General features: G+C 35.2%; 3 protein-coding genes and 1 pseudogene. All 4 read right to left on the bottom strand.

What is annotated here, in order from left to right; all coding sequences use genetic code 11:
* The coding region (locus L6Q46_RS04805; RefSeq protein ID WP_291283349.1) for a formate--tetrahydrofolate ligase at positions 1–1,530 on the bottom strand (1,530 nt) is incomplete at its 3' end.
* 195 nt (positions 1,531–1,725) lie between these two features.
* Positions 1,726–4,437, bottom strand: a complete 2,712-nt coding sequence (locus tag L6Q46_RS04800; RefSeq protein ID WP_291283348.1) for a DNA gyrase/topoisomerase IV subunit A — start codon at positions 4,435–4,437, stop codon at positions 1,726–1,728.
* Positions 4,438–4,478: 41 nt separating this feature from the next.
* On the bottom strand, positions 4,479–4,982 hold the full coding sequence (locus L6Q46_RS04795) for a hypothetical protein (protein ID WP_291283347.1): 504 nt from the start codon (positions 4,980–4,982) through the stop codon (positions 4,479–4,481).
* 3 nt (positions 4,983–4,985) lie between these two features.
* Positions 4,986–5,268, bottom strand: a pseudogene (locus L6Q46_RS04790) (type IIA DNA topoisomerase subunit B); the annotation flags it as partial.

Raw genomic sequence — 5,268 nt, 5'->3', positions numbered from 1 at the left:
GGTAATATCAAAATTCGATGGGCGACCAATTAACTTTTCATTGTCTGAAAAACTCGCAGGCGTTTTCGCCATACAAACCGAAAAATGACTAAACCCTAAATCGTTAATCATTTTTAATTGCGCTTTCGATTTTGGAGAAAACTCTACTGAATTCGCACCATAAATCGTTTTGGCTACCACATTAATCTTATGTTCAATAGCATCCGAAGGTTGGTACAATGGTTTGTAATTGGCTGTTCCTTTTTCGATTTCTTCAACTACTTTTTGCGCTACTTCAGCTGAACCTTTTCCACCTTGAGCAAAAGCGGTACTTACAATTGCAGTTACACCTTTAGTTGCACATAATTCTTTTAATTTATCATATTCCGCTTGCGTATCATCTGGGAAAGCATTGATACAAACCACAGGATTTAATCCAAATTGTTGCATGTTTTCAATGTGTTTTTCCAAATTGCAGAAACCTTTCTCAATAGCACTTACGTTTTCCGTTTTAAAATCTTCAGCAGCTAATCCAGCATGATGTTTAATTGCTCTAATTGTTGCTACTAAAACCACGGCATCTGGTTTTAAACCACTTTGTTCGCACTTGATATGCAAGAATTTTTCAGCTCCTAAATCGGCACCAAAACCTGCTTCTGTTACTACGTAATCCCCTAACGATAATCCCATTTTTGTAGCGATTGCGGTATTTGTTCCTTGTGCAATACTAGCAAATGGTCCACCGTGTAAAATCGCTGGATTTCCGTCAATCGTTTGTACTAAGTTAGGTTTAATCGCATCTTTCAATAAAGTTGCCATTGCTCCTACTACATTCAAATCACGAGCAAATATGGCTTTTCCGTCCAAAGTTTTTCCAACGAATATATTTCCTAATCGGAATTTCAAATCTTCTAAATCTTTTGCCAAACATAAAATCGCCATCACTTCTGAAGCTGGTGTAATATTGAAACCATCTTCACGCATGGTTCCATTCGCTTTCGCTCCTACTCCAATAATAATCTGACGTAAAGAACGATCGTTCATGTCCATCACACGTTTCCAAGCGATGGATTTTGGGTCAAGATTTAAAGAATATTTCGTGTTTTGCAGATTGTTATCAATCACCGCTGAAAGCAAGTTATTCGCTTTTTCAATTGCAGAAAAATCACCCGTAAAATGCAGATTAATATCTTCCATTGGCAACACTTGTACATAACCACCACCAGCAGCGCCTCCTTTTAAACCAAAAACAGGTCCAAGCGAAGGTTCACGTAAAACGGCAATTGCTTTTTTACCAATGTAATTCAAACCATCCGTTAAACCGATAGACATTGTAGTTTTACCTTCACCATATTTCGTTGGTGACATGGCAGAAACTAAAATCAATTTTCCTTTTGGATTTTCTTGTTGTAAGTGTAGTGGTAATTTGGCTTTGTACTTGCCGTAAAATTCTAAATCATCTTCTGAAATATTGATTTTTTTAGCAATTTCTTTAATGTGAGACATCGTTGCGTTTTGTGCAATTTCAATGTCTGATGGAAATGTTGACATTAGTTGTTGTGTTTTAATTTGGAGCGAAATTAAGCGTTTTATTTGGAATGAAAAATGATAAAAATCAATAAAAAAAATGCTCGAAAAACCAATACTTCTGTCATGCTGAATTCATTTCAGCATCTACTTTTTAGAAACTGAAACAAGTTCAGTTAGACAAGAAAATGGTTTTTCGAACATTTCTAAGTTCATACTTTATTCTAAAGACAACGTAATTTGTCCGTCATCGTCTAATTCTATGTTGAAATCTTGAATGTCAGCACCTTCATTATCATCTGAAGTTTCTTGCTGAATTTCTGGTTCTTCTAAAATCTCTTCATACGGAAGCGGATCTAACATATTTATCTGCTTAATTTTATCCGTAGTTAATTGATTTCCTAAAGCTTTGATTCCTTTCACAGCAATGAATTGTTCTAAATCAACTACTTGATTTTCTTTTTGAACGCCTTTCACTTTAGCAAAAACCACCTCAGCTACTGGACGCCAATCGGTTGAAACGATTTCTAGTTGCGATTTTTCGTGCTCGGTTATGAAGATTTCCTCTTTATTTTCGTTTTCAATTAAGAAACGTTTTACAAAATATCTGTCTTTTTCACCACAGTAATAAATACACGAAACCGGTTTATTTGGATTCCATTTTTCTAACACAATCATGTCCTCTTCAAAATGGGTTGAAAGTTCTGGAATTATTGTTTTCAGTTTCCCTGATTGGTTGACGATTAACAAGCGATCGTTTGGTTTAAATTCACCTAACAATTCGCCTCTTCCATCGACATTTAAACGTTGTACCGTATCATCAAACCAAACTTTTCTCGGACGTAAAGTTGAAATTCCTTTCTCTTTTAGTTCAATTTTTTTGATTGGATATTTGGTAACCGTATTTCCACGAGACGCTCTTCCTTTGATAGCAATATCTGAGAAATCGACATCCCATTTCAGTTTTTTCACGCTTCCTACTTGGCGCAATAAAATCGTAACGACTTCTGCTTCTCCATTTGGATTTGCTGAAAAATACGACACCATTGAACCTGCTTTTTCTTGTGTTAAATCATAGAATTTATCACGAGTTACTCCAGAAACATTGAAACGCTTAATAAACGTAGAGCCGTTTTTACCATCACGATACATCATGTTGTAAATGGTGCGCTTGTCATTTTTATCGAATACGGCAATGTGAATGATATCTTTTCCAACGAACTTTTTATCGTCGATTTTAGTAACCATCATTTTTCCATCACGTAAGAAAACAATAACATCATCAATATCGGAACATTCGCCTACATATTCGTCTTTTTTCAAGCCCATTCCAACGAAACCTTCTTCTCTATTTACATAGAATTTTTGGTTACGCAATACTACTTTCGTCGCTTGAATGTTATCGAAATTACGTAATTCGGTTAAACGTTCTCTTCCTTTTCCGTATTTGTCTTTTAAATTAGTAAAATAATCTACCGCATAATCAATCAAATGATCCAAATGGAATTTCACTTGCTCGATTTCAGCTTCTAATTTTGCAATTGCATCGTCTGCTTTATCCGAGTCAAATCGTGTAATACGAATCATTGGAATTTGCGTCAAACGTTGCAAATCATCGTCTTCAATTTCGCGGATTAGAATCTTTTTGAAAGGCTCAAATCGATCGTACATGTATTTGTAAAGCGAATCTCTATCCGAATACAGTTTGAAGTCGATGTACATTTCTTCACGAATGAAAATCTTCTCTAAGTTCGCAAAATGCCACTTGCCTTCGAGTTCGTCTAATTGAATTTCTAACTCGCGTTTTAAAATATTCAACGTACGATTGGTAGAAATCTTCAAAATATCGGAAACTCCTATAAACAAAGGCTTATTGCAATTTTCAATCACACAACCTAATGGCGCAATAGACAATTCACAATCGGTAAACGCATATAGAGCATCAATCATTTTGTCTGGTGAAGTTCCAGGTTGTAGGTGAATTAGGATTTCAACCTCAGCAGCTGTGTTATCTTCAATTTTCTTGATTTTAATTTTCCCTTTTTCATTGGCTTTCAAGATACTATCAATCAATTTTGTGGTATCAGTTGAAAACGGAATTTGGGTAATCACCAAGGTATTTTTATCTAAAGGCGCAATTCTAGCTCTCACACGCACACGAGAACCTCGCATTCCATCATTATAGTTGGAAACATCGGCAATTCCGGCAGTTGGAAAATCTGGAAAAAGTGTGAATGGTTTTCCTTTTAAAATTTTAATCGACGCATCGATTAACTCAATGAAATTATGAGGTAAAACCTTGGTTGATAAACCTACGGCAATACCTTCCCCACCTTGTGCTAAAAGCAATGGGAATTTTACGGGTAAATGAATCGGTTCGTTTTTACGACCATCGTAGCTCAATTGCCATTGGGTAACTTTTGGCGAGAACAACACATCGTGACCAAATTTTGAAATTCGAGCTTCGATGTAACGTGGTGCTGCGGCTCCGTCACCGGTTAGAATATTTCCCCAGTTTCCTTGGCAATCAATCAACAAATCTTTTTGTCCGATGTTCACCATAGCGTCACCAATACTCGCATCTCCGTGAGGATGATACTGCATGGTGTGCCCAATGATATTCGCCACTTTGTTGTAACGTCCATCATCCAATTCCTTCATTGAGTGCATAATACGACGTTGTACGGGTTTGAAACCGTCTTCAATCGCAGGAACGGCACGCTCCAAAATTACATAGGAAGCGTAATCCAAGAACCAATCCTTGTACATTCCTGTAACTTTGGTAATGGTGTCTTCTGGATTTTCGTTGTTTTCGTAAAAATGATGTCCCGTTGACACATGAATATCCTCAAAACCTTCCTCTTTTTGAGGTTGGTCTTGATTCTCTAAATTGTCGTCTTCTGGGATGATGTTATCTTCTTCGTCTTTCATTTTGTTCTTTTAGCATCACTTTATTTATATGGTATAAAACTTTAAAAATACTTATATTCAAACCCTTCTTCTCCATCATTCTTCAATTTCATTTTTTTAAATATTTTGATTAATTCTTGTCCTTGCTCTGTACATATAGATGGTATTTTCATTCCTCTACTTTGAGTGCTACCTCCACATGAAGCACAAAATTCATAATAATCAACTACTTTATTATTTCTATAAAAAAGTAAAATATGTCTAGGATTATAACAATCTGCCATAGAACAATTTTTATTGTCATATGAGCATAAAACATTTATTATTTGTTTTTTATATTCTTTACTTAATATTACATTATCTATAATTTTTACTTTAGGTATGATTAAAGTATCATTCTTAATCCATAAATAATCTTCTTTTGAATATACTTTTCTATGTGAATCATATGAAAGTAATCTAACTTTATCATACTTATTAAAACTTTCAACTTGTGTATTATCAATTTTTGAACAAGCTGTAATAAATAAAAGAAAACAAAAAAATAAAATTGATAAATATCTCATAGCCTACTTCTCTACCACATCCAACTCCACTTTCAAATTGTTGATGATAAACTCTTGTCGGTCTGGGGTGTTTTTACCCATGTAGAACTCCAACAAGGTTTCAATCGTTGTGGCTTTATCTAACATGACGGGATCTAAACGAATGTCTTGCCCTATGAAATGCTTAAACTCATCTGGCGAAATTTCCCCTAATCCTTTGAATCGGGTGATTTCTGGTTTTGGTTTTAGTTTTTCGATGGCGTTAACGCGTTCTTCTTCGCTGTAACAATAAATCGTTTCCTTTTTG

Source organism: Flavobacterium sp., assembly GCF_023151265.1.
Taxonomy (GTDB): Bacteria; Bacteroidota; Bacteroidia; order Flavobacteriales; family Flavobacteriaceae; genus Flavobacterium.
Note: the sequence above shows the minus strand (reverse complement) of the source record. Positions and strands in the feature narration are given on the sequence as shown.